Genomic DNA, 18,714 nt, shown 5'->3' on the forward strand with positions numbered 1-18,714 from the left:
CCACCCCGATCCCCACCCACTCCGGAGACTGTCCATGCCCACCTACACCCCGCCCTTGCGTGACATGCAGTTCGTGATGCACGAGGTCCTGAAGGTCGCCGACGAATTCAAGGCCATGCCCCGGCATGCCGAGACCGACGCCGACACCATCAACGCGATCCTGGAGGAGGGCGGCCGCTTCGCCAGCGAGGTGGTGCAGCCGCTCAATGCGGTGGGCGACGCCGAGGGCTGCCGCCTGGACCGCGAGACCCACGAAGTCACCACGCCCACCGGCTTCAAGGAGGCGTACGCGAAATACGTCGAAGGCGGCTGGCCCTCGCTCGCGGCCGACCCTGCCTACGGCGGGCAGGGCCTGCCGGTGGTCGTCAACGAGTGCTTCTACGAGATGCTCAATAGCGCCAGCCAGGCCTGGACCATGTACCCCGGCCTCACGCACGGCGCCTACGAGTGCCTGCACGCGCACGGCACCGAGGCGCAGCAGCGCCTCTTCCTGCCGAAGCTCACCTCGGGCGAGTGGACCGGCACCATGTGCCTGACCGAGCCGCACTGCGGCACCGACCTGGGCCTGCTGCGAACCAAGGCCGAGCCCCAGGCCGACGGCACGTACCGCCTCACCGGGCAGAAGATCTTCATCTCTGCGGGCGAGCACGACTTCGTCCCGAACATCGTGCACCTCGTGCTGGCGCGCCTTCCCGACGCGCCCCCGGGCAGCAAGGGCATCAGCCTGTTCGTGGTGCCCAAGTTCCTGGTCAATGCCGATGGCTCGCTGGGCGCGCGCAACGGCATCCACTGCGGCGCCCTCGAGCACAAGATGGGGATCCATGGCAACGCCACCTGCCAGATGGTGCTCGATGGCGCCGTCGGCACCCTGGTGGGCCAGCCGCACAAGGGCCTGCAGGCGATGTTCGTGATGATGAACGCGGCCCGCCTGGGCGTGGGCATGCAGTCGCTGGGCCTGACCGAGGTGGCCTACCAGAACGCGCTGGCCTATGCGAAGGACCGCCAGCAGATGCGGAGCCTGTCCGGCCCCAAGGCCAAGGGCCAGCCGGCCGACCCGATCATCGTGCACCCCGACGTGCGCAAGATGCTGCTCACCGCCAAGGCCTACGCCGAGGGCGGCCGCGCGCTGAGCCTGTTCTGCGCGCTGCTGCTCGATCGCGAGAGCGCGCACCCCGACGAGAAGGTGCGGCAGGACAGCGCCGAACTGGTGGCGCTGCTCACGCCCATCGTGAAGGCCTTCCTCACCGACAACGGCCACATCGCCACCCATGCCTGCCTGCAGGTGTTCGGCGGCCACGGCTACATCCGCGAGTGGGGCATGGAGCAGTTCGCCCGCGATGCCCGCATCAACATGATCTACGAGGGCACCAACACCATCCAGTCGCTCGACCTGCTGGGGCGCAAGGTGCTCGCGAACAACGGCGCCACGCTGAAGAAGTTCGGCCGCCTGGTCGCGCAGCTGGTGGAGGAGGAGGGCGTCAACGAGAAGATGGCCGAGTTCATCAACCCGCTCGCGTACCTGGGCGACCAGATGACCAAGTTCACCACCGAGATCGGCTTGCGCGCCTTCCAGGACCCCGATGAAGTGGGCGCCGCGGCGGTGGACTACCTGCGCGTCGCCGGCCACCTGGTCTTCGGCTACTTCTGGGCCCGCATGGCGCAGGTGGCGCTGCGCCAAGTCCAGGCCGGCAACCCCGACCCGTTCTACCGGGCCAAGCTGCAGACGGCGCGCTTTTACTTCGCGCGCCTGTTCCCCGAAACCGCGACGCTGGTGCGCACCGCCCGCAGCGGCGCGCGCGTGCTGCTCGATACCCAGGAGGCCCTCGCATGAAGCGATTCCAGGTGAAGAAGGTCGCCGTGCTCGGCGCCGGCGTGATGGGCGCGCAGATCGCCGCCCACCTCGTGAACGTGCAGGTCCCGGTGGTGCTGTTCGACCTGCCGGCGAAGGAAGGGCCGAAGAACGGCATCGTCACGCAGGCCGTCGAGGGCCTGAAGAAGCTCAAGCCCTCGCCCCTGGGCCTGGCCGACGACGCGGCCCTGATCCAGGCCGCCAACTACGAGGAGCACCTGGAGCTGCTGAAGGACTGCGACCTGGTGATCGAGGCCATCGCCGAGCGCATGGACTGGAAGCTGGACCTGTACCGAAAGATCGCGCCCTTCGTCGCGCCGCAGGCCATCGTGGCCTCCAACACCTCGGGACTGTCGATCACCAAGCTCGCCGAGGCGCTGCCGGCGTCGATCCGCCCGCGCTTTTGCGGCATCCACTTCTTCAACCCGCCGCGGTACATGTTCCTGGTGGAGCTGATTCCCACGCCGGCCACCGACCCCGCCATCCTCGACGACCTGGAGACCTTCGTCACCACCGGCCTGGGCAAGGGCGTGGTGCGCGCCAAGGACTCGCCCAACTTCATCGCCAACCGCGTCGGCGTCGCCGGCATGCTCTCGGTGATGAGGGAGGCGCAGGCCTTCGGCCTGGGCTTCGACGTGGTGGACGACCTCACCGGCCGCAAGCTGGGCCGCGCCGCCAGCGGCACCTTCCGCACCGCCGACGTGGTGGGCCTGGACACCCTGGCCCACGTGATCCGCACGCTGCAGGACAACTTCACCGAGGCCACCGACCCGTTCTACGCGAGCTATGCCACGCCCGAGGTCCTGTCCACCCTGGTCGGCCTGGGCCACCTGGGGCAGAAGGCCAAGGCCGGCTTCTTCCGCAAGGCGGGCAGCGACATCCTGCGCTTCGACGCGTCCCGCAAGGACTACGTGCCCGCCGGCGAGAAGGCCGACGAGGTCTATGCCCGCATGCTGAAGAGACCCGCCGCCGAGCGCCTGAAGCTGCTGCGCGAGTCCGAGGGGCCGCAGGGGCAGTTCCTCTGGGCCATCCTGCGCAACGGCTTCCACTACGCCGCGGTCCACCTGGCCGCCATCGCCGACACCGCGCGCGATGTCGACCTCGCCATGCGCTGGGGCTTCGGCATGCAGCAGGGGCCGTTCGAGCTGTGGCAGGAGGCGGGCTGGCTGCAGGTGGCGCGCTGGGTGCAGGAGGACATCGACGCCGGCAAGGCGCTGTCGCGGGCGCCGCTGCCCGCCTGGGTCTTCGAAGGCCCGGTGGCCGAGGCCGGTGGCGTGCACACGCCGCAGGGCTCGTGGAACCCCACCACCGGCCGCTTCGAGCCCCGCCGCCTGCTGCCGGTGCATGCGCGCCAGCATTTCCCCGAGAGCGTCCTGGGCAGCCAGGCGCCGCGCTTCGAGGCCGCGGGCCGCACGCTCCATGAGGACGCCGGCCTGCGCCTGTGGACGCTCGATGGCGAGGTGCTGGTCGCCAGCCTCAAGACCAAGATGCACGTGATGGGTCCCGAGGTGCTCGCCGGCCTGGACCGCGCGGTCGACCTCGCGCAGGCGCAGTTCCAGGGCCTGGTGGTCTGGTCCGGCGACGAGCCGTTTTCCGCGGGTGCCGACCTGCAGGCCCTGATGCCGGCCTTCATGGCGCGCGGCGTCGCGGCCATCGACGAAGCCGAGCGGTTCATGCAGCAGACCTTCCTCAAGGTGCGCTATGCGCAGGTGCCGGTGGTGGCCGCCATCCGCGGCATGGCCCTGGGCGGCGGCTGCGAACTCGCGGTGCACTGCGCGCGCCGCGTCGCGGCCATGGAAAGCTACGTGGGCCTGGTCGAGGTCGGCGTGGGCCTGGTGCCCGGCGCCGGCGGCCTGACCTACATCGCCCGCCGCGCCGCGGAGAACGCGCGCCTGTCGACGGGCAAGGACCTGCTGCCTTTCCTCACCGAGGGCTTCACTGCCGCGGCCATGGCCAAGGTGGGCACCAGCGCGCTGGAGTCGCGCCAGCTGGGGTACCTGCTGGAGTCCGACGTGATCGTCCCGAACAAGGACGAACTGCTGCATGTGGCGCTGCAGCAGGTGCGCGCCTTGGCCGACGCCGGCTGGCGCCCGCCGCAGCGCCGGCCCTTCCCGGTGGCAGGGCGCGGCGCCAAGGCCACCATCCAGGGCCAGCTGGTGAACATGCGCGACGGCGGCTTCATCAGCGCCCACGACTTCCGCATCGCCAGCCTGATCGCCCATGTGGTCACCGGCGGCGACGTCGACGCCGGCACCCTGGTCACCGAGGAGTACCTGATGGCCCTGGAGCGCCAGGCCTTCTGCCAGCTCGTGACCCACCCCAAGACCCAGGAGCGCATCCTGGCCATGCTGTCCACCGGCAAGCCGCTGCGGAATTGAGGAACGGAGGGACCCGAGATGACCAAGCAACTGCAAGACGCCTACATCGTCGCCGCTACCCGCACGCCGATCGGCCGCTCGCACCGCGGCTACTTCCGCAACACCCGGCCCGACGACCTGCTGGCCACCGTGATCCGCGCCGCGCTGGCGCAGGCCCCGGGGCTGGACCCCGCAGCCATCGAGGACGTGGTGTGCGGCTGCGCCATCCCCGAGGCGCAGCAGGGCCTGAACGTGGCGCGCATCGGCGCGGTGCTCGCCGGCCTGCCCAAGACCGTGGGCGGCATCACCGTCAACCGTTTCTGCGCCTCGGGCCTGTCGGCGATCCAGATCGCCGCGGACCGCATCCGCGTGGGCGAGGCCGACGTGATGCTCGCGGCCGGCACCGAGAGCATGTCCATGGTGCCGATGATGGGCAACTCGCCCTCGCTCTCGCCCGCCATCTTCGCCAACCCCGACGACCTCGAAAGCTACGGCATCGCCTACGGCATGGGCCTGACCGCCGAGAAGGTGGCGCAGCAATGGAAGGTGGGCCGCGAGGCGCAGGACCGCTTCGCCTTCGACTCGCACATGAAGGCCGTCGCCGCCATGAAGGCCGGCGAGTTCGCCGACGAGATCACGCCGGTGGAGGTGCAGGAGCGCGCGGTGGACCTGGCCGCCGGCAGCGTCGCCGTCACCGCCCGCACGGTGAGCCTCGACGAGGGCGCGCGGCCCGACACCACCCTCGAGGGGCTGGCCAGGCTCAAGACCGTGTTCGCTGCGCGCGGGACCGTCACTGCAGGCAACAGCTCGCAGACCTCCGACGGCGCAGGCGCGCTGCTCCTGGCCAGCGAGGCCGCGATCAAGCGCTTCGGCCTGGTGCCGCTGGCGCGCTTCGTGAGCTACGCCAGCCGCGGCGTGCCGCCGCACATCATGGGCATCGGCCCGGTCGAGGCGATCCCGGTGGCGCTGCGCGCCGCCGGCCTGAGGCAGGACGACCTCGGCTGGATCGAGCTGAACGAGGCCTTCGCGGCACAATCGCTGGCGGTCATGAACACGCTGGGCCTGGACCCGGCACGGGTCAACCCGCTGGGCGGCGCGATCGCCCTGGGCCACCCACTGGGCGCCACCGGCGCGATCCGTGCGGCCACGGTGGTCCACGGCCTGCGCCGGCGCAACCTGAAATACGGCATGGTCACGATGTGCGTGGGGATGGGGCAGGGCGCTGCCGGCATCTTCGAGCGCGTGTGACCCTGCCACAGACAACGAAACGACACGACATGAGCGACATCCTCGTCCACGCCGAATCCGGCGTCTTCACCATCACCTTCAACCGCCCGCAGCGCAAGAACTCCATCACCGCCGCGATGTACGCTGCCCTGGCCGACGCGCTGGAGGCCGCGCGCGCTGACGAGGCCGTGCGGGTGGTGGTGTTCCAGGGCAACGAGACGGTCTTCTCCGCGGGCAACGACATCGCCGACTTCCTGGAGACGCCGCCGTCCTCGCACGACGCCCCGGTGTTCCGCTTCCTGCGCGCGCTGGCCGGCTTCCCCAAGCCCGTGGTCGCCGCGGTGTGCGGGCCGGCCGTGGGCATCGGCACCACGATGCTGCTGCACTGCGACCTGGTCTACGCCGGCGACAACGCGATGTTCTCGCTGCCCTTCGTGAACCTGGGCCTGTGCCCCGAGGCCGCCTCCAGCCTGCTGCTGCCCCGCCTGCTCGGGCACCAGCGCGCCGCCGAGGCCCTGATGCTCGGCGAGCCCTTCATGGCCGAGGCGGCCCTGGAGGTGGGCCTGGTCAATCGCGTCGTGCCGCCCTCCGAGGCGGCGGCCCTGGCCCAGGCCCAGGCGCGCAAGCTGGCCGCCAAGCCGCGCACCTCGCTGCAGGAGACCAAGCGCCTCATGAAGCAGGGCCAGGCCGCCCTCGTCGCGCAGCAGATGCAGGAGGAAGGTGCTATCTTTGGCCGCATGCTCACCGAGCCCGCGGCCAAGGAGGCCTTCGGCGCCTTCCTGGACAAGCGCAAGCCCGATTTCTCCCGGGTCTGAAGCGCCCGCCACCGGGCGCGCCGGCGGGCAGGAAAGGCCGGCCATGCCCCACACCCGCTGCTGCCTGTGGTTCGACACCGAGGCCGAGGAGGCCGTGACGCACTATGTCTCGGCCTTCCCCAATTCCCGAGTCACCGCCGTCACCCGCCACGGCGCGGGCGGGCCGCTGCCGCAGGGCGCGGTGCAGACGGTGGATTTCGAGCTGGACGGCCAGCCCTTCGTGGCCCTGAACGGCGGCCCGCCTGCCGGCTTCACGTCAGCCCTGTCCCTCGTGATCGACTGCGATTCGCAGGACGAGGTGGACCACTACTGGGCGCAGCTGTCGGCCGACCCGGCCGCCGAGCGGGGCGGCTGGCTCCGGGACCGCTGGGGCGTGTCCTGGCAGGTCGTGCCCACCGAACTGCGCGAGATGCTGCAGCACCCTGACGCGGCGCGCCGCCAGCGCGTGCTGGCGGCGGTGCAGGCCATGGGAAAGCCCGACATCTCCCGGCTGCAGGAGGCCTTCGACATTCCCTGACCCGGCCCGCCGGCACCGGGACCCGCCAGGAATGGCAAGGGGCGCCGAGCGCCCCTTGCGTGAACCTGCGTCAGTGGGTGACCACCGGCGGCGCCTCGTCGGGCTCGTCGACGTGGTTCATCTCGGCGAGCTTGGCGGCGGCCTCCCGCTTGCCGAGCTTGCGCGCGGCGGCAATGGCCTGCAGCTGGCTGGCCCGGGGACGGGCCTTGCCGTCCTCCCATTTGTAGACGGACTGCGCGGTCACCCCCAGCAGGGCACCCATGGCCGCGGCGGACAGGCCCAGGCGCTGGCGCAGCTTGGCGAAGCCCTTGGCGGAAAACCGCAGCGGGTGGGCCTCGGCCTCGCTCGGGTCGATCTCCACCAGCGCCTTGGGCCGCGGCGCGCGGGGCGCACGCGGGGGCAGGGCCTTGGCCGGTTCATCGCGCAGTCGCTCCAGCAGGCGCTCGAGCATCTCGACGCGGCGCTGGAGGGCGGCGATCTCTCGGTGGTAGCTGGCGGTGGCTTTCTTGAATTGCTGCGCCTCGTCGCGCAGGGCCTTGTGGGCCACCAGGGTGATCTCGCTCTTGAGAGCGTTCGCCAGATTGGTCATGTCAGGGCCTTTCCTTTGTCTGGTATGTAGCCGCTTCGGTCTAGGAGGCAGGTCAACAACAGATTTGTGGAACGTTAAGTCTGACCCAATGATAGACGAGATCACATGATCATGGGGATGGCGTGGGCGAAAAATCGCCCCTTCGATGACAGTTACGAAGTAGTCAAGGCCGGCGCTGCGACGGCCGTGCAGGCCGCTTTCCGGTCAGGCGCCGGGGCTGCCGCCGTCCGGGCGGCGGCGCAGGCCGGAGAGGAGGTTCCAGGCCACCAGGAACATGGCGGCGATCACCGGCCCGATCACGAAGCCGTTGATGCCGAAGACGGCGATGCCGCCCAGGGTGGCCACCAGCACCAGGTAATCCGGCATCCGGGTGTCCTTGCCCACGAGGATCGGCCGCAGGAAGTTGTCGACCAGGCCGATCACGAGCACGCCCCACAGGGTCAGCCCGAGGGCGGACAGGACCTGCCCGTTGAAAACGAACCAGGCCGCGACCGGCCCCCAGACCATCGCCGCGCCCACCGCCGGCAGCAGCGACAGCAGGGCCATCAGCGTCCCCCACAGGAGCGCACCGGGCAGGCCCAGGAAGGCGAAGGCCACGCCGCCGAGCAGGCCCTGGACCAGGGCGATCAGGAGGTTGCCCTTGACCGTGGCCCGCACCACGGTGACGAACTGCGCCATCAGCTGCCGGACATGGTCGTCCTCCAGCGGCGCGGTGCGCACGATCCGCGCGGCCAGCTGGCGGCCGTCCCGCAGCAGGAAGTACAGCACGTACAGCATGACGAACAGGGCCACGACGAAGTCCAGCGTGCCCTGGCCCAGGCCCACCAGGTGGGTGGTGATGAACTGGCCGCTGCCGGCCAGCAGGGTGGACAGCTGCCGCTGCAGCGCCGCGAGGTTGAACAGCCCGAACCGGTCCATGATGGAACGCACCCAGGCGGGCAGGGCATCGAACAGGGCCTGGATCTGGCCCGCGAAGTCGATCTGGCCTGAGCGCACCCGCTGCACCACGTCCGCCGTCTCCTGGACCACCGCGGTGGCCACCATGATCAGGGGCAGGATCACGATCAGCACCACCAGCGTGAGGGTGAGGAACGCCGCCAGGTTGGGGCTGCGCCCGCCCACCTGCTGCTCCACGCGCCGGTGCAGCGGGTCGAAGACGATGGCGATGAACACCGCCCAGAGCACCGCGCCGAACAGGGGCCAGACGATCAGGACGAAGCCCGCCGACAGCGCCATGGCCAGCCAGGCCAGGTTGCGGTGTTCCAGGGACGGCGGGCTGTGGGGGTCGGGGCGGGACATGGCCGGCAGTATCGGGCAACCGGGGCGTCAGGCGGCCGGGGCGGCCGGCAGGGGCCGCGGCTGGCCGCGCTCGTCGATGGCCACGTAGGTCAGCCGCGCCTCGGTCACCTTGACGAAGCGGCCCTGGGCGCCGAAGGCCTCGGCATAGACCTCGACCTTGATCGTGACCGAGGTGCGGCCGGTGCGCACCACCTCGGTGAAGAAGGAGAGGATGTCGCCCACCCGCACCGGGTGCTTGAACAGGAACTCGTTCACCGCCACCGTGGCCATGCGGCCCTGGGTGATGCGCGCGGCGGCCACCGCGCCGGCGATGTCCACCTGCGCCATGACCCAGCCGCCGAAGATGTCGCCGTTGGCGTTGGTGTCGCTGGGCATGGGCGTGACCTTGAGGGCCAGCTCCTGGCCCGTGGGCAGGGGCGCGTAGGGGCGGGCGGTCGGGGGCTCGCCGGGGCGGCCGGCAGGGTCCAGGGGCGGCGCGGACATGGGCACAATCTCCATTCAATTCACCTGAGCAGATTCTCCGCCATGCGCCGCTACGGCGATTCCACCCAAGCCCTTCCCGTCCCCGGCCAGCCGCGCACCCGCAGCGACTGGACGACGCTGCGCCGGCTGGCGCCCTACCTCTGGCAGTACCGCTGGCGCGTGCTGGCGGCCCTGGCCTTCATGGTCGGCGCCAAGCTGGCCAACGTGTCCGTGCCGCTGGTGCTCAAGGACCTGGTGGACACCATGACGCCGAAGCTCGGCCCCGCCGCCGTGATGCTGGCGGTGCCCGCGGGGCTGCTGGTGGGGTACGGGATGCTGCGGCTGTCGACCTCGCTGTTCACCGAGCTGCGCGAGCTGGTTTTCGCCAAGGCCACCCACGGCGCGGCGCGCAGCATCGCGCTGCAGACCTTCGAGCACCTGCACGCGCTGAGCCTGCGCTTCCACCTCGAGCGCCAGACCGGCGGCATGACCCGCGATATCGAGCGCGGCGTGCGCGGCATCGAGTCGCTGATCTCCTACTCCCTCTACAGCGTGGTGCCCACGCTGATCGAGACCGCGCTGGTGCTCACCATCCTGGCGGTGAAGTTCGACCTGTGGTTCGCCGGCATCACGGTGCTGGCGCTCGCGGTCTACATCGTCTTCACCGTGACCATCACCGAGTGGCGCACCAAGTTCCGGCGCGAGGCCAACGAGTTCGACTCCGCGGCCCACACCCGCGCGGTCGACTCCCTCCTGAACTACGAGACGGTCAAGTACTTCAACAACGAGGGCTTCGAGGCCCGCCGCTATGACGAGAGCCTGGAGCGCCTGCGCCGGTCGCGGCTGAAGTCGCAGACCACGCTGTCCATCCTCAACACCGGCCAGCAGCTGATCATCGCGGTGGCCCTGGTGGCGATGCTGTGGCGGGCCACGCAGGGCGTGGTCGAGGGGCGCCTGACGCTGGGCGACCTGGTGATGATCAACGCCTTCATGATCCAGCTGTACATCCCGCTCAACTTCCTGGGCGTGCTGTATCGCGAGATCAAGCAGAGCCTCACGGACCTGGACCGCATGTTCGCGCTGATGGAGCGTGAGCGCGAGGTGGCCGACCGCCCCGGTGCGCCGGCGCTGGCGGGCCTGCACCAGCCCACGGTGCGCTTCGAGCATGTGCGCTTCGGCTACGAGCCGGCACGCGAGATCCTGCACGACGTGAGCTTCGAGATCCCGGCCGGCCGCACGGTGGCGGTGGTCGGGCCCTCCGGCTCGGGCAAGAGCACCCTGGCGCGCCTGCTCTATCGCTTCTACGACGTGCAGGGCGGCTGCATCCGCATCGCCGGCCAGGACATCCGCGAGGTGACCCAGGCCAGCGTGCGCGCCGCCATCGGCATCGTGCCGCAGGACACGGTGCTGTTCAACGACACGGTCGAATACAACATCGCGTACGGCCGCCCCGGCGCCTCGCATGCCGAGGTGGAGGCGGCGGCGAAGGCGGCCCACATCCACGCCTTCATCGCCGCCACGCCCAAGGGGTACCAGACCATGGTGGGCGAGCGCGGGCTCAAGCTCTCGGGCGGCGAGAAGCAGCGCGTGGCTATCGCCCGCACCTTGCTGAAGGACCCGCCGATCCTGATCTTCGACGAGGCCACCTCGGCGCTGGACTCGGCCAACGAGCGCGCCATCCAGGCCGAACTGAAGTCGGCTGCCCGAGGCAAGACGGCGCTGGTGATCGCGCACCGGCTGTCCACGGTGGTCGACGCGCACGAAATCCTGGTGATGGACGCCGGCCGGATCATCGAGCGCGGCACCCACGCGCAGCTGCTGGCGCTGGGCCAGCGCTATGCCGCCATGTGGGCGCTGCAGCAAAGCCAGCGTGAGCAGGGCCAGGAGGCCGAGGCTTAACATCCGGCCATGGAAACCAAGTGGCTCGAGGACTTCGTCAGCCTGGCCGAGACGCGCAGCTTCAGCCGCTCCGCGCAGCTGCGGCACGTGACCCAGCCCGCGTTCTCCCGGCGGATCCAGGCGCTGGAGGCCTGGGCCGGCTGCGACCTGGTGGACCGCAGTTCCTACCCCACGCGGCTGACCCCCGCCGGCCAGACCCTGTACGCGCAGGCGCTGGAGATGCTGCAGACGCTGCAAAGCACCCGCGCCATGCTGCGCGGGCAGTCGGCCGCGGGCAAGGACGTGATCGAGTTCGCCGTGCCCCACACCCTGGCCTTCACCTTCTTCCCGGCCTGGGTCTCCAGCCTGCGTGAGCGCTTCGGCCCCATCAGGAGCCGGCTGATCGCGCTGAACGTGCACGACGCGGTGATGCGCCTGGTCGAGGGCGGCTGCGACCTGCTGATCGCCTACCACCACGAGGCCCAGCCCCTGCCGCTGGACGCCGACCGCTACGAGATGGTCAGCCTCGGCCAGGAGATCCTGGCCCCCTTCTGCAAGCCGGACGATCAGGGCCTGCCGATGTTCCCGCTGCCCGGGCGCGCCGGCCACCCGCTGCCCTACCTGGGCTATGCGCCCGGCGCCTACCTCGGCGGGGTCGCCGACCTGATCCTGAAGAATGCGCCCACCCCCGTCCACCTGGACCGGGTCTACGAGACCGACATGGCCGAGGGCCTGAAGGTGATGGCCCTGGAGGGCCATGGCGTGGCCTTCCTGCCTGCCAGCGCGGTGCGCCGCGAGCTGCGCGAGCGGCGGCTGGTGCATGCCGCGCCGCCGGGCGAGCCGGCGGCGCTGGAGATGGCGATGGACATCCGCGCCTACCGCGAGCGCCCCGCGGCCGGCCGCGAACCGGCCAAGCGCAGCGCGCAGGGCCTGTGGGACTTCCTGGCCGAAGGCGGGGGCGCGGCGGCCCGATAACCTTCCGGCATGGGGGGCAGCCGAAGCGGCATTGGCCAGCCGGTCCGGGCGGGCCTACAGTTGCCTCACCGGCCAGCACGGAGGTGGCCCGCCATGACCCAGAACCCGCCCGCAGGCTTTCGCATCGAGCACGACTTCCTGGGCGACAAGCCCATCCCCTCCAGTGCCTACTGGGGCGTGCACACCGCCCGCGCAGTGGAGAACTTCCCGATCTCCGGCACCACCGTTTCGGCCATGCCGGACCTCATACGCGCCTTCGGCCACGTGAAGAAGGCGGCGGCGCGCGCCAACCTGCAGCTGCGGGTGCTGGACGAGGCGCGGTGCTGGGCCATCCTGCACGCCTGCGACCGCCTCATCGCCGGCGAATTCCACGACCAGTTCGTGGTCGACGTGATCCAGGGCGGCGCCGGCACCTCCACCAACATGAACGCCAACGAGGTCATCGCCAACCTCGCGCTGGAGAAGATGGGGTTCGAGAAGGGGCGCTACGACGTGCTGCACCCCAACGACCACGTCAACGCCTCCCAGAGCACCAACGACGTCTACCCCACCGCGGTGCGGCTGGCGCTGTGGGCCGGCATCGACCGGCTCCTGGTGTCGATGGCCGACCTGCGCCAGGCCTTCGAGGCCAAGGCGGAGGAATTCAAGGACATCCTCAAGATCGGCCGCACCCAGCTGCAGGACGCGGTGCCGATGACGCTGGGCCAGGAGTTCTCCACCTATGCGGTCATGCTCGAGGAGGACGAGGACCGCCTGCGCGAGGCGCGCGCCCTGATCCAGGAGATCAACCTGGGCGCCACCGCCATCGGCACCGGCATCAACGCGCCCCACGGCTATGCCGACCTGGCCTGCAGCCTGCTCGCCGAGGTCAGCGGCATCCCGGTGGTGAAGTCGAAGAACCTGGTCGAGGCCACGCAGGACACCGGGGCGTTCGTGCAGCTGTCCGGTGTGCTCAAGCGGGTGGCCACCAAGCTGTCCAAGACCTGCAACGACCTGCGCCTGCTGTCCAGCGGGCCGCAGGCCGGCTTCGGGGACATCCGCCTGCCGCCCCGGCAGGCCGGCTCGTCGATCATGCCGGGCAAGGTCAACCCGGTGATCCCGGAGGTCATGAACCAGGTGGCCTTCGAGGTGATCGGCAATGACATGACCGTCACCATGGCCTCCGAGGCCGGCCAGCTGCAGCTCAATGCCTTCGAGCCGATCATGGGCTGGAGCCTGTTCAAGAGCATCGAGCACCTGGCCAATGCCTGCCGCACGCTGCGCGAGCACTGCGTGGTGGGCATCGAGCCGAACCTGCCGCTGCTGGAGCGGCGGGTGCGTGACTCGGTGACGCTGGTGACGGCCCTGAACCCCATCATCGGCTACGAAAAGGCGGCCCTGATCGCCAAGACCGCCATCGCCACCGGCCGGCCGATCGACGAGATCGCCGAGGCGCTGGGCATCCTCACCCGTGCCCAGGTCGAGGCCCTGCTGGTGCCCGAGAAGCTCACCCAGCCCTTGCGGGACGAGGGGTGATCGGGCCAGGGTGAACCAGGGGGATCGAGGCACGACTCCTGCTATAAGCTTGCGGTTCTTTCCCGATTCCGCCGGTTGCCGCGGATATCGAACGTTCCTACTAGGAGAAGATGATGAAGAAGCAGATCCTCGCCCTCGCAGTGGCCACCCTCGCCACCGGCGCGGCCTTCGCCCAGGCCAACGACACCCTGGCCAAGGTCAAGGCCTCGGGCGTCATCACCATGGGCGTGCGCGATTCCTCCGGCGCGCTGTCGTTCACCCTCGGTGACGGCAAGTACGCGGGCTACCACGTGGAGATCTGCCAGCGCATCATCGGCAACGTGGAAAAGGCCGTGGGCCGCAAGCTGGACGTGAAGTACCAGCCGGTCACCTCGCAGAACCGCATCCCCCTGGTGCAGAACGGCACCGTCGACATCGAGTGCGGCTCCACCACCAACAACGCCACCCGCCAGAAGGACGTGGCCTTCGCCCTGACCACCTACGTCGAGGAAGTGCGCATCGCGGTCAAGGCCGCCTCCGGCATCACCTCGATCGCGCAGCTCAAGGACAAGAACGTCGCCACCACCACCGGCACCACCTCCGTGCAGCTGCTTCGCAAGCACGAGCGCGCCAACAACGTCGACTTCAAGGAGGTCTTCGGCAAGGACCATGCCGACAGCTTCCTGCTGCTGGAGTCCGGCCGCGCCGATGCCTTCGTGATGGACGGCCAGATCCTGGCCGGCAACATCGCCACCGCCAAGAACCCGGGCGAGTTCCGCATCGTCGGCGAGGTCCTGAGCGTCGAGCCCATCGCGATCATGCTTCGCAAGGACGACCCGGCCTTCAAGAAGGTGGCCGACGACACCATCCGCGACCTGGCCCGCACCGGCGAGATCGCGAAGATCTACGACAAGTGGTTCATGCAGCCGATCCCCCCGAAGAACACCCGCGTGGGCCTGCCGGCCAGCGAGGCCACCAAGTCGGCCTGGGCTGCCCCCAACGACAAGCCCGTCGAGGACTACGCCAAGAAGTGATCCTGGCCTGACCCGCGAGCCGAGGCCCCGCCCGCCACTTGCGCCGGCGGGGCTTTTTGTTTCCACTCCATACACGACGGACGCCCCGACGGAGGCCAGAGCACATGACATGGGATTGGCAGGTATTCCTCAATGACGACGGCAGCGGCCGCACCTACCTCGAGTGGATGTTCGAGGCCTGGCGCTGGACCCTCGCGGTCGCCGGCTGCGCCTGGGTGGTGGCCGTGGTCACCGGCGCGGTGATCGGCACGCTGCGCACGCTGCCGAACAGCCCCTGGCTGGTGCGCCTGGCCAATGCCTGGGTCGAGTTGTTCCGCAACATCCCGATCCTGGTGCAGCTGTTCATCTGGTACTTCGTGCTGCCCAAGGCCTTCCCGGCGTTCCAGCAGGTGCCGGGCTTCCTGCTGGTGGTCTTCGCCCTGGGCTTCTTCACCTCGGCGCGCATCGCCGAGCAGGTGAGGGCGGGCATCCAGGCCCTGCCGCGCGGCCAGCGCTATGCCGGCATGGCCATGGGCTTCACCACCTGGCAGACCTACCGCTACGTGCTGCTGCCGATGGCGTTCCGCATCATCCTGCCGCCGCTGACCAGCGAGTCCATGAACCTGCTGAAGAACTCCTCGGTGGCCTTCGCGGTGTCCATCGCCGAGCTCACCATGTTCGCCATGCAGGCGCAGGAGGAGACCTCGCGCGGCATCGAGATCTACCTGGCGGTGACCGGCCTGTACGCGCTGTCGGCCTTCGCTGTGAACCGGGTCTTCGCCTTCGTCGAGAAGCGGCTGGCCATCCCCGGCTTCATCGTCGCCGGCGGCACCGGGGGAGGGCACTGACATGAGTCCCCACGCTCGCCACTTCGTGTGTTTCGCTGCCCCCCGGGGGGGCGCAGGCCTGCCTTGGGGCGGCCCTACGGAGGCCTGACATGGGCAACCTCGACCTGAGCTTCGTGAGCTGGGAGGTCATCTCCAAGTTCGTCGTCAACGGCTTCATCTTCAGCGTGCAGCTGACGGTGATCGCCACGCTGGGTGGCATCTTCTTCGGCACGCTGCTGGCGCTGATGCGGCTGTCCGGCCGCAAGGCGCTGGAGATCCCGGCCACCATCTACGTCAACGGCATGCGCTCCATCCCGCTGGTGATGGTGATCCTGTGGTTCTTCCTGCTGGTGCCCCTGATCATCGGCCGCCCGGTGGGCGCCGAGGCCTCGGCCATCATCACCTTCATCGCCTTCGAGGCGGCCTACTTCAGCGAGATCATGCGCGCGGGCATCCAGTCGATCCCGCGCGGCCAGGTGTTCGCCGGGCAGGCCCTGGGCATGACGTACGCGCAGAACATGCGTCTGGTGGTGCTCCCCCAGGCCTTCCGCAACATGCTGCCGGTGCTGCTCACGCAGACCATCATCCTGTTCCAGGACACCTCGCTGGTCTACGCCATCGGCGCCTACGACCTGCTCAAGGGCTTCGTCACCGCCGCCAAGATCTACGGGCGGCCCGAGGAGGCCTACCTGCTGGCGGCACTGGTCTACTTCGCCGTCTGCTTTGGCCTGTCGACCCTGGTGCGCCGCCTGCAAAAGCGCATCGCCATCATCCGCTGAGACCGGAGCTTCGCAAACATGATCGAGATCAAGAACGTTTCCAAGTGGTACGGCCCGGTGCAGGTGCTCAATGAGTGTTCGGTGAGCATCGCCAAGGGCGACGTGGTGGTGGTGTGCGGGCCCTCGGGCTCGGGCAAGTCCACCCTGATCAAGACCGTCAATGCGCTGGAGCCGATCCAGAAGGGCACCATCACGGTGGACGGCGTGCAGGTCAACGACCCCAAGACCGACCTGCCGAAGCTGCGCAGCCGCGTGGGCATGGTGTTCCAGCACTTCGAGCTGTTCCCGCACCTGTCGGTGACCGAGAACCTCACCCTGGCCCAGGTCAAGGTGCTGGGGCGCAGCCAGGACGAGGCCAAGGCACGCGGGCTGAAGATGCTCGATCGCGTGGGCCTGATGGCGCACAAGGACAAGTTCCCCGGGCAGCTCTCGGGCGGCCAGCAGCAGCGCGTGGCGATCGCACGCGCGCTGTCGATGGACCCGGTGGTGATGCTGTTCGACGAGCCCACCTCCGCGCTCGACCCGGAGATGGTGGGCGAGGTGCTGGACGTGATGGTGGGCCTGGCCAAGGAAGGCATGACCATGATGGTGGTCACGCACGAGATGGGGTTCGCGCGCAAGGTGGCCAACCGCGTGATCTTCATCGACGTGGGCGGCCGCATCCTCGAGGACTGCACGAAGGACGAGTTCTTCGGCAACCCCGAGGCGCGCCAGCCGCGCACCAAGGAATTCCTGGCGAAGATCCTGGCGCACTGAGGCCGCCGCCGGCCGCGGTCAGCGTCGCGGCCTCACGCGGCCAGCGTGGCCAGCGTGGCCAGCGCCGCCTCGGCGCTGGCGAAGCGGGGCCGCTTCGTCAGCGCGGGTGCCGCCAGGTGCAGCCCCCGCAGCGGCCGGCCGGCGCGGTCCACCCCGCACAGCAGGGTCTCGATGCCCTGGACGGCGATGCGCTCCATCGCGTGGTCGAGGGCATGGAGGGCGGTGAGGTCCAGGTAGTGCGTGCGCGAGAGGTCCATCACCACGTGCGTGGTGCCCGCGGGCAGCCGCGCCAGGGCCTGCGTCAGGCCGCTGACGTTGCCGAAGAACACCGCCTCCCCCACCCGCAGCACCTGCACCTTCGCGCGGCCCAGCCCGGTCATCACCGCCTCGCAGGCCGCGAAGCGGTCGCGCCAGCGCCGGCCCGCCGGCGTGCCGGCCGGGTGCCGGCGCGGCAGGTTCCACAGGAACAGCAGCACCTCCAGGGCCAGGCCCAGGCCGATGCCCAGCACCACATGGCCTGAGACGGTGAGCCCCGCGACGGCGGCGATGACGCCCAGGTTGGCTGCCGCCTGCCAGCGCGCCGGCCCGCGCCACGCCCGTCCCGCCAGCGCGGCGATGCGGCTGTCGATGGTCCGCGCGCCGCTGACCACCAGCACGCCCGCGAAGGCCGCCAGCGGCAGCTGCCCGATCGAGCCGGTGGCCGCCACCGCCGCGACGAGCAGGAAGCCGCAGGCGAGCACCGCCAGGCGCGGATAGGGCGCGAAGCGCACCGCCAGCAGCGACAGCGGCGCGTTGGTGCACACCGGCAGGGCGCCCAGGCCGCCGCACAGCACATTGGCCACGCCCTGCGCCTGCAGCACCCGGTACAGGTCGGTGCGGGTGGCGAGCACGGTGCCCAGCGAGGCGGCGGTCACCGCGCCGTTCATCGCTGCCTGGAAGGCCAGCACCAGCGCGAAGGGCAGCACCTCCAGCAGCGCCGGGCCGAGCCACTCGGGGGACGACAGGTAGGCCGGCAGCACCGCCGAGCTCCAGGCCAGGCCGGCGGCCAGGTCCACGCTGCCCAGGGTCGGCCCCACCCAGGGCAGCGGACCGGGCAGCCCGTCCAGCGCGTGGTGCAGCGCGGTGCCGGCCGCCAGCGCCGCCAGCGGCCCGTAGGCGCCATGGCGGTGGCGCGGCGCGCGCCAGGTGATGAGGGCCGCCACCCCGCCCACCAGCAGCGCGCCCGGGCGGATCGACCCGGCCGCCGCCGCCAGCGCCGCCCCGTCCTGCAGCAGCCCGGGCCGCCCGCCCAGGAGCGAGGGCACCTGCGTGTCGATCACGAGCAGGCCGATGCCGCTGATGAAGCCGATGCTCACCGGCAGCGGCAGGTAGTGGACCGCGTCGCAGGCCCGCAGCGTGCCGGCCAGGATCAGCAGCATCCCGCAGACCACCACGCACAGCGACAGCAGGGCCCAGACCTCCGGCGCCGGCCGGCCGGCGAGGGTCGCAGCCAGCCCAGCGTAGATCACCGCGATCGAGGAGGAGGGGGCGGTGACCTGGGCCCGCGGCGCGGCCAGCAGCGTCACCAGCAGACCGCCGGCCAGCGCCGAGACGATCGCGGCGGCCACGCCCACCGGGGTGAGCGCCGGCCCGAGCGGACCGGCCGCGAGCGCCCCCACGCCCAGCATCCAGCACAGGGTGATCAGCGCCATCGTGCCGGCGCCGACCACGGCCTTGTGCACATCGACCTGCATGCCCACCTCCTCGGACGGGCGGGTCTGCGGAATGCCGCGGCGTGCGCCAGCTACCCCCGTCAAATTGATGAGCTTATGGGGCGGCGGAGGGGGCGGATGTAGGACGGCTCCGACTGAAGGCGACCCTGCCCGGCGGGGCCTCGC

Annotated in this window: 16 protein-coding genes; 12 read left to right on the forward strand and 4 right to left on the reverse strand. The window is 70.2% G+C overall.

Features of this window, described 5'->3' with window-relative positions; genetic code table 11:
• Positions 1–34: 34 nt before the first annotated feature.
• The 5 genes from ACFQZY_RS03680 to ACFQZY_RS03700 are packed head-to-tail and all read left to right on the forward strand — an operon-like array spanning position 35 to position 6,765.
• On the forward strand, positions 35–1,831 hold the full coding sequence (locus ACFQZY_RS03680; protein ID WP_377412758.1) for an acyl-CoA dehydrogenase C-terminal domain-containing protein: 1,797 nt from the start codon (positions 35–37) through the stop codon (positions 1,829–1,831).
• The gene (locus ACFQZY_RS03685; RefSeq protein ID WP_377412760.1) at positions 1,828–4,227 is read left to right on the forward strand and encodes a 3-hydroxyacyl-CoA dehydrogenase/enoyl-CoA hydratase family protein; all 2,400 of its coding nucleotides are present in this window, start codon (positions 1,828–1,830) and stop codon (positions 4,225–4,227) included. Before ACFQZY_RS03680 ends, ACFQZY_RS03685 begins: the two co-directional genes overlap by 4 nt.
• Positions 4,228–4,245: 18 nt before the next feature.
• On the forward strand, positions 4,246–5,454 hold the full coding sequence (locus ACFQZY_RS03690; protein WP_377412761.1) for an acetyl-CoA C-acyltransferase: 1,209 nt from the start codon (positions 4,246–4,248) through the stop codon (positions 5,452–5,454).
• Positions 5,455–5,483: 29 nt separating this feature from the next.
• A complete protein-coding gene (locus tag ACFQZY_RS03695) occupies positions 5,484–6,248 on the forward strand; it encodes an enoyl-CoA hydratase (protein WP_377412763.1) in 765 nt (254 codons plus the stop codon).
• 43 nt (positions 6,249–6,291) lie between these two features.
• A complete protein-coding gene (locus ACFQZY_RS03700) occupies positions 6,292–6,765 on the forward strand; it encodes a VOC family protein (protein ID WP_377412765.1) in 474 nt (157 codons plus the stop codon).
• A 70-nt stretch (positions 6,766–6,835) separates the two neighbouring features.
• On the opposite strand, the gene ACFQZY_RS03705 is transcribed toward ACFQZY_RS03700, so the two are convergent.
• The 3 genes from ACFQZY_RS03705 to ACFQZY_RS03715 all read right to left on the reverse strand — a co-directional run bounded on the left by ACFQZY_RS03705 (position 6,836) and on the right by ACFQZY_RS03715 (position 9,136).
• Complete coding sequence (locus tag ACFQZY_RS03705) at positions 6,836–7,354, reverse strand: helix-turn-helix domain-containing protein (protein ID WP_377412767.1); 519 nt, start codon at positions 7,352–7,354, stop codon at positions 6,836–6,838.
• A gap of 204 nt (positions 7,355–7,558) precedes the next feature.
• Entirely contained in the window at positions 7,559–8,653 is a 1,095-nt protein-coding gene (locus ACFQZY_RS03710) for an AI-2E family transporter (RefSeq protein ID WP_377412769.1), read from the reverse strand.
• Between the two features lie 27 nt (positions 8,654–8,680).
• Complete coding sequence (locus ACFQZY_RS03715; protein ID WP_377412771.1) at positions 8,681–9,136, reverse strand: acyl-CoA thioesterase; 456 nt, start codon at positions 9,134–9,136, stop codon at positions 8,681–8,683.
• Between the two features lie 42 nt (positions 9,137–9,178).
• Between ACFQZY_RS03715 and ACFQZY_RS03720 the strand changes: the two genes are divergently transcribed.
• The 7 genes from ACFQZY_RS03720 (at position 9,179) to ACFQZY_RS03750 (ending at position 16,837) form a co-directional block, all read left to right on the forward strand.
• On the forward strand, positions 9,179–11,014 hold the full coding sequence (locus ACFQZY_RS03720; protein WP_377412774.1) for an ABCB family ABC transporter ATP-binding protein/permease: 1,836 nt from the start codon (positions 9,179–9,181) through the stop codon (positions 11,012–11,014).
• A 9-nt stretch (positions 11,015–11,023) separates the two neighbouring features.
• Positions 11,024–11,968: a LysR substrate-binding domain-containing protein gene (locus ACFQZY_RS03725; protein ID WP_377412776.1), complete on the forward strand. Its 945-nt coding sequence runs from the start codon at positions 11,024–11,026 to the stop codon at positions 11,966–11,968.
• 93 nt (positions 11,969–12,061) lie between these two features.
• Positions 12,062–13,483 carry an aspartate ammonia-lyase gene (locus ACFQZY_RS03730; protein ID WP_377412778.1) on the forward strand — a complete coding sequence of 474 codons (1,422 nt, stop codon included), beginning with the start codon at positions 12,062–12,064 and terminating at the stop codon, positions 13,481–13,483.
• 113 nt (positions 13,484–13,596) lie between these two features.
• The gene (locus ACFQZY_RS03735) at positions 13,597–14,496 is read left to right on the forward strand and encodes a transporter substrate-binding domain-containing protein (RefSeq protein ID WP_377412780.1); all 900 of its coding nucleotides are present in this window, start codon (positions 13,597–13,599) and stop codon (positions 14,494–14,496) included.
• Positions 14,497–14,600: 104 nt separating this feature from the next.
• Positions 14,601–15,323, forward strand: coding sequence for an amino acid ABC transporter permease (locus ACFQZY_RS03740; RefSeq protein WP_377412782.1), 723 nt, complete (start codon positions 14,601–14,603; stop codon positions 15,321–15,323).
• A gap of 89 nt (positions 15,324–15,412) precedes the next feature.
• The gene (locus tag ACFQZY_RS03745) at positions 15,413–16,081 is read left to right on the forward strand and encodes an amino acid ABC transporter permease (RefSeq protein WP_377412783.1); all 669 of its coding nucleotides are present in this window, start codon (positions 15,413–15,415) and stop codon (positions 16,079–16,081) included.
• Positions 16,082–16,099: 18 nt separating this feature from the next.
• The gene (locus ACFQZY_RS03750; RefSeq protein ID WP_377412785.1) at positions 16,100–16,837 is read left to right on the forward strand and encodes an amino acid ABC transporter ATP-binding protein; all 738 of its coding nucleotides are present in this window, start codon (positions 16,100–16,102) and stop codon (positions 16,835–16,837) included.
• A gap of 32 nt (positions 16,838–16,869) precedes the next feature.
• Here the strand turns inward: ACFQZY_RS03750 and ACFQZY_RS03755 are convergent, their stop codons facing one another.
• Entirely contained in the window at positions 16,870–18,570 is a 1,701-nt protein-coding gene (locus tag ACFQZY_RS03755) for a SulP family inorganic anion transporter (protein ID WP_377412787.1), read from the reverse strand.
• Between the last annotated feature and the right edge of the window lie 144 nt (positions 18,571–18,714).

The organism is Ramlibacter sp. GCM10027632 (genome assembly GCF_042675325.1).
Taxonomy (GTDB): Bacteria; Pseudomonadota; Gammaproteobacteria; order Burkholderiales; family Burkholderiaceae_C; genus Ramlibacter.

What these genes read in the sequence shown, in the direction of transcription:
- ACFQZY_RS03725 (WP_377412776.1), top strand. Translation starts at nt 11,024, where the DNA reads ATGGAAACCAAGTGGCTCGAGGACTTCGTCAGCCTGGCCGAGACGCGC.
- ACFQZY_RS03755 (WP_377412787.1), bottom strand. Translation starts at nt 18,570, where the DNA reads ATGCAGGTCGATGTGCACAAGGCCGTGGTCGGCGCCGGCACGATGGCG.
- ACFQZY_RS03690 (WP_377412761.1), top strand. Translation starts at nt 4,246, where the DNA reads ATGACCAAGCAACTGCAAGACGCCTACATCGTCGCCGCTACCCGCACG.
- ACFQZY_RS03700 (WP_377412765.1), top strand. Translation starts at nt 6,292, where the DNA reads ATGCCCCACACCCGCTGCTGCCTGTGGTTCGACACCGAGGCCGAGGAG.
- ACFQZY_RS03740 (WP_377412782.1), top strand. Translation starts at nt 14,601, where the DNA reads ATGACATGGGATTGGCAGGTATTCCTCAATGACGACGGCAGCGGCCGC.
- ACFQZY_RS03720 (WP_377412774.1), top strand. Translation starts at nt 9,179, where the DNA reads ATGCGCCGCTACGGCGATTCCACCCAAGCCCTTCCCGTCCCCGGCCAG.
- ACFQZY_RS03745 (WP_377412783.1), top strand. Translation starts at nt 15,413, where the DNA reads ATGGGCAACCTCGACCTGAGCTTCGTGAGCTGGGAGGTCATCTCCAAG.
- ACFQZY_RS03735 (WP_377412780.1), top strand. Translation starts at nt 13,597, where the DNA reads ATGAAGAAGCAGATCCTCGCCCTCGCAGTGGCCACCCTCGCCACCGGC.
- ACFQZY_RS03695 (WP_377412763.1), top strand. Translation starts at nt 5,484, where the DNA reads ATGAGCGACATCCTCGTCCACGCCGAATCCGGCGTCTTCACCATCACC.
- ACFQZY_RS03715 (WP_377412771.1), bottom strand. Translation starts at nt 9,136, where the DNA reads ATGTCCGCGCCGCCCCTGGACCCTGCCGGCCGCCCCGGCGAGCCCCCG.
- ACFQZY_RS03730 (WP_377412778.1), top strand. Translation starts at nt 12,062, where the DNA reads ATGACCCAGAACCCGCCCGCAGGCTTTCGCATCGAGCACGACTTCCTG.
- ACFQZY_RS03705 (WP_377412767.1), bottom strand. Translation starts at nt 7,354, where the DNA reads ATGACCAATCTGGCGAACGCTCTCAAGAGCGAGATCACCCTGGTGGCC.
- ACFQZY_RS03685 (WP_377412760.1), top strand. Translation starts at nt 1,828, where the DNA reads ATGAAGCGATTCCAGGTGAAGAAGGTCGCCGTGCTCGGCGCCGGCGTG.
- ACFQZY_RS03710 (WP_377412769.1), bottom strand. Translation starts at nt 8,653, where the DNA reads ATGTCCCGCCCCGACCCCCACAGCCCGCCGTCCCTGGAACACCGCAAC.
- ACFQZY_RS03750 (WP_377412785.1), top strand. Translation starts at nt 16,100, where the DNA reads ATGATCGAGATCAAGAACGTTTCCAAGTGGTACGGCCCGGTGCAGGTG.
- ACFQZY_RS03680 (WP_377412758.1), top strand. Translation starts at nt 35, where the DNA reads ATGCCCACCTACACCCCGCCCTTGCGTGACATGCAGTTCGTGATGCAC.